The sequence below is a fragment of the Enterorhabdus sp. P55 genome (assembly GCF_009911695.1).
Classification (GTDB): Bacteria; Actinomycetota; Coriobacteriia; order Coriobacteriales; family Eggerthellaceae; genus Enterorhabdus.
Genome location: NZ_QWKK01000147.1, coordinates 1 through 4,242 on the forward strand (window position 1 = coordinate 1; position 4,242 = coordinate 4,242).

Genomic DNA, 4,242 nt, shown 5'->3' on the forward strand with positions numbered 1-4,242 from the left:
CCCCGCGCGGAGGGCCCCGGGAGGCGGGGCCCGCCCCGGCCGAGGCGCCGGGGCCCCAGGCTGAGCCTGCTGCGCCGCCCCGCCTCCCGGGGCCCGGCCGCAGCTGACGAGGAGGAATGTTCCCATGGACATGAAGAAGTGGGCCGCCGAGCAGATCGCGGCCGAGCGCAAGAAGCCGCTGCCGGTGCTGTCGTTCCCGGCGGTGCAGATGATGGGGTGCACGGTGGCCGAGCTCATCGCCTCGCCCGAGCTGCAGGCCGAGGCCATGAGGCTCGTGGCGGGCCGGGTGGACGCCGCGGCGAGCGTGTCGTTCATGGACCTGTCGGTGGAGGCCGAGGCCTTCGGGTCGACCGTCGTGGTCTCCGACGACGAGGTGCCCACGGTGGTGGGCTCCGTCGTCGACGAGGACACCGACCCCGCCGGGCTGGCCGTGCCCGAGGTGGGCGCGGGGCGCACGGGGCTCTACGTCCAGGCCATCCGCGAGGTGGCGCCCAAGATCGCCGACCGCCCCGTGCTCGCCGGCGTCATCGGCCCGTTCTCGCTGGCCGGGCGCCTGGCGGACGTGTCCGAGGTCATGGTCCTGCTCTATGAGGAGCCCGAGCTCGTCCACGCGGTGCTGGACAAGTGCACCGAGTTCATCTGCGCCTACGCCGCCGCCTTCAAGGAGGCCGGCGCCGACGGCGTGGTCATGGCCGAGCCCCTGGCGGGCCTGCTCTCGCCGGAGCTCTGCGGCGAGTTCAGCGCCCCCTACGTCAAGCGGATCGTGGACGCCGTGCAGGACGACTCCTTCGCGGTGGTGTACCACAACTGCGGCGGCGGGGCCGTGGCGCAGATGGGGGAGATCCTCTCGGCCGGCGCGGCGGCCTACCACTTCGGCAACGCCGTCGACATGGCCGACGTCATGCCGCGCATCCCGGAGGGCGTCCTGGCCCTGGGCAACGTCGACCCGGCCGGCCAGATCCGCAACGGCACGCCGGAGTCGGTGCGCGAGGCCACCCTCGCGCTCATGGAGTCGTGCTCCAAGTACCCCAACTTCATCCCCTCAACCGGCTGCGATGTGCCGCCGATGAGCCCCTGGGAGAACATCGACGCCTTCTTCGCGGCGGTGGACGAGTTCTACGAGGGAAAGTAGCCCCGTGTGCTACCAGTGCTCGGGATGTGGGCGGTGCCTGGGCAAGGACACCACGGCGCCCGGCGTGACGCTGTGCCCGTGCTGCCGCACCGAGGTGCCGGAGGGAGGTCGCCGCTGCCCTAAGTGCGGCGCCTTCATCCGCCCGGCCCCGGGAAGCCTGGGCCGGCGCCCGAAGCCGCCGACTGCCTGATCTGAGGAGCCCGCCTGCGTGCGGGCTCCTCTTGTCGTTATAGGCCCTAATAGGCTGATTGTCTCACCATTGCTAAGACTAAATCATATTAGAATAACGCTTAAGATCGATTGAAGACCGGAGCGATTGAGGGGAGCGTGCCATGGGGATGATCGGCAGGGAAGGCGGTATCATCGGAGGGGCGCGGGCGGTTGCAGCCTTGATGGGCGCGCTGGCGACAGCGGCCCTGGCGGGCGTGCTGGCGGCGGGGCCGGCCACGGCGTGGGCTGACGAGCCGGCGGAGGACTCTTACGTGCTGGGCGAGACGGTCAACACCGGCACCGACAACGGGTTCAGGGGCACAGACGCCCTGCGCAAGGGCGATCCGCACTTCGACTGGGAGCTGGGCCGCTTCTCCGTAACCGGCTATGCGCGGGTGGAGGAGGGCGCGGACGGCGTGCCTACCTTCGTCGTGGCACCTGGCAGCGGCGTGGCGCTGCGCTTCCAGCTCGCCCAGGACATCGAGGCGCTCAACCTCGATCCGGCGCTCTCCGTCAACCGAGATGAGAACGGTCGCGACGCGGAGTTCGCCGTGCCCGAGCAGAACCTGGGCCGCGGGGCGCTCATCGTGTCGCGGGCGCCAGCCGGCGGGGAGCCGGCTGCTCCCGAGGTGACGCTCGACTTCCTCGGCGGCACGGCGGTGCGCGGCCAGGCGGTCGACGTGGGCACGTTCGGCGAGGGCGACTATCGCGTGGCGCTCGACTACGAGCTGCGTGAGGACGTCCTCAACCTCCTGGGGATATCCATCCTGCCCTCGTTTACCGACTACCGCATCGCCTTCTCCTTCAACGTGCGCGTCGAGGAGGGGCTCGAGCCGGGGGAGGTGGGCGCGGCGCCCGCCCCGGGCGCGCCGGATGCTTCCGGGCCGACGGAGCCTGTGGGCGAGGATGCCGAGGAGCCGGCCCCGGCGGGCATGCCGATGTGGCAGATCATCATCATGATAGCGGCCATCTCTATCGGCGGCCTCATGGTCATCCGCGGCGAGACGAGGTCGGGCGGACGCAAGCGCCGCTAGCGCCTGTCCGGCTGCGCACCTGCTGCCTCCCGGTCGCATCTCGCTGTTGCCAGCCCCCCCCGAGGGGGACTTCGGCGCCCGTTTGCTGGCCTCAGGCGCTTCCCGGCGCCTGACGTTGCCTCGACACCTTGCGATTTCCGCCACTTTCTGCAAATTCGCACGGTTTTGCATTCCCGAACGTCGCGCTGTGGCACGGAGGACTTGCTCTGGGCGGTAAAAGCCCCGGTCGCGTGATGCCCAAGGAGCGCTTTTCGTCCTCAGGGGGCCGAGAGCGGTGCAAAACCGCGCGAATTTGCGTCTGAGGGCGCGAAAAGGAAAGGCGCCCCCTGCCAATCAGCGCCTAGGCGAGGACGCAGCTCGTGAAGGCGATGGTCCCGCGGCCGTGGTTGTAGGGGATGCCCGCCGCGGCGCAGACGTCGGAGACGAGCAGGCCGGCGGCCTCCATGGACGTGAGGGCGCGCTCGGGCTGGCGGCAGGGCTCGTCGGGGCAGGTGCACTGCGCGCAAAGCGTGCAGGCGCCGGCGCCCAAAGCCAGCAGCGGCGCTGCGCCCGCCGCGGCGCGGGCTGCGTCGGCGAAGGCGGCGAAGCGGCGCTTGTGGAGCGCCTCGGCCTCCATGATGCCCTCGATGTCGAAGTCGTCCTCCATCGTGCCGACGGTCTGCACGATCACACAGTGCTCGTGCGCGGCGATGCGCGCTGCGAAGTCGTCGAGGGTGCCGCAGGCCGGCGGGCACGTCCAGGTGCGCCCATAGGCCTGGCAGCGGTCGACTGCGCACATGTCGCGCACCTCCGCGCGCACCTGGAGCGCTGTGGCCGGCGCTTGGCCGATGCACTCGAATCCGGCGGCCTCGGCCAAGGCGTGCAGCTGATCGATCATAGGGTGTCCTCCTCGAATCCCATGGCCTCGATGTAGGCATTGTTGAAGGCGGCGTCTCCGGAGAGCTCGCGGTACTCGCACACCGCGGCGATGGCAGCCAGATCGGCGCGTCCCTCGTCGGTGAGCGCCGCGACGGCCCCGCGGCCCGCCGCGTTGCCGAGCGCCGTCGTGCGGCCGGCCAGCGCGGGCGGGATGAGCCCGATGCGCGCGGCGCTCTCGATGCGCAGGTGCGTGCCGAAGCCGCCGGCAAGCGCCAGCTCCTCCACGTCTGCGGCCGTGACGCCCAGGCTGGCCATGAGCACCTCGATGCCGGCGCGGATGGCCGCCTTCGCCAGCTGGGTCTGGCGCACGTCGGCCTGCGAGAGCCACACGCTCCGCGCGGGGTCGAGGTAGCACACCGTCTGGCCGTCCTCCTCGCCGATGAGCGCGGCTAGCGCGGCGGGCGCCTCGTCGGCGGCCTCATCGGCGTCGAGGAGGTAACCCGTCTCGTCGATGAGACCGGCGTCGAGCAGGCACGCCACCGCGTCGAGCAGGCCCGACCCGCAGAGCCCGCGTGCCGCGCCCTCGCCGATGACGTGGGCACGCAGCCGGTCTTCCTCCAGGATGACCGCCTCGATGGCGCCGGGGAGCGCCGGCATGCCAAAGCTGATGCCCGCGCCCTCGAAGGCAGGGCCGGCGGCCGTGGCGCAGCAGACGACGCGCTCGGCGTTGCCGAGGGCCATCTCGCCGTTGGTGCCGATGTCCACGAACAGCTGGAGCCCGCGTCGCGCGCGCATGCCCGACGCGTGCAGGCCGGCGGTGATGTCGCCGCCGACGTAGGCCGCCACGGCCGGCGCCAGATAGGCGTGCCCGAGCGCGGGGATGGAGCGGGCGGTGGGCGCCGGGTCGCCGGCGCAGGCGCCGTGGGGGGCGGCGTGCGTGCCGTGGGGGGCGGTTTCGGTGGAGTCGGCGTTGGCCATGGCGGCGCGGGTCGCCGCCGGGGCGTCGGT

Annotated in this window: 5 protein-coding genes; 3 read left to right on the top strand and 2 right to left on the bottom strand. The window is 71.9% G+C overall.

From position 1 onward, the window contains the following. The first annotated feature begins 124 nt into the window (after nucleotides 1–124). From D1643_RS09960 to D1643_RS09970, 3 genes are all read left to right on the top strand, one after another. The gene (locus D1643_RS09960; protein ID WP_160710473.1) at nucleotides 125–1,132 is read left to right on the top strand and encodes a uroporphyrinogen decarboxylase family protein; all 1,008 of its coding nucleotides are present in this window, start codon (nucleotides 125–127) and stop codon (nucleotides 1,130–1,132) included. Between the two features lie 4 nt (nucleotides 1,133–1,136). Next, nucleotides 1,137–1,322 carry a hypothetical protein gene (locus tag D1643_RS09965; RefSeq protein WP_160710474.1) on the top strand — a complete coding sequence of 62 codons (186 nt, stop codon included), beginning with the start codon at nucleotides 1,137–1,139 and terminating at the stop codon, nucleotides 1,320–1,322. Between the two features lie 142 nt (nucleotides 1,323–1,464). Continuing rightward, entirely contained in the window at nucleotides 1,465–2,376 is a 912-nt protein-coding gene (locus D1643_RS09970) for a hypothetical protein (RefSeq protein ID WP_160710475.1), read from the top strand. Between the two features lie 340 nt (nucleotides 2,377–2,716). Here D1643_RS09970 and D1643_RS09975 read toward each other — a convergent pair whose 3' ends face one another. Together D1643_RS09975 and D1643_RS09980 are read right to left on the bottom strand one after the other, a co-directional pair. Next, the gene (locus D1643_RS09975) at nucleotides 2,717–3,253 is read right to left on the bottom strand and encodes a DUF2284 domain-containing protein (RefSeq protein WP_160710476.1); all 537 of its coding nucleotides are present in this window, start codon (nucleotides 3,251–3,253) and stop codon (nucleotides 2,717–2,719) included. Continuing rightward, the coding region (locus D1643_RS09980) for an ASKHA domain-containing protein (protein ID WP_160710477.1) at nucleotides 3,250–4,242 on the bottom strand (993 nt) is incomplete at its 5' end. The genes D1643_RS09980 and D1643_RS09975, both read right to left, overlap by 4 nt.

Excerpts from the sequence above, each read along its gene's own strand:
- D1643_RS09960 (WP_160710473.1), top strand. The coding sequence starts at position 125 with ATGGACATGAAGAAGTGGGCCGCCGAGCAGATCGCGGCCGAGCGCAAG.
- D1643_RS09970 (WP_160710475.1), top strand. The coding sequence starts at position 1,465 with ATGGGGATGATCGGCAGGGAAGGCGGTATCATCGGAGGGGCGCGGGCG.
- D1643_RS09975 (WP_160710476.1), bottom strand. The coding sequence starts at position 3,253 with ATGATCGATCAGCTGCACGCCTTGGCCGAGGCCGCCGGATTCGAGTGC.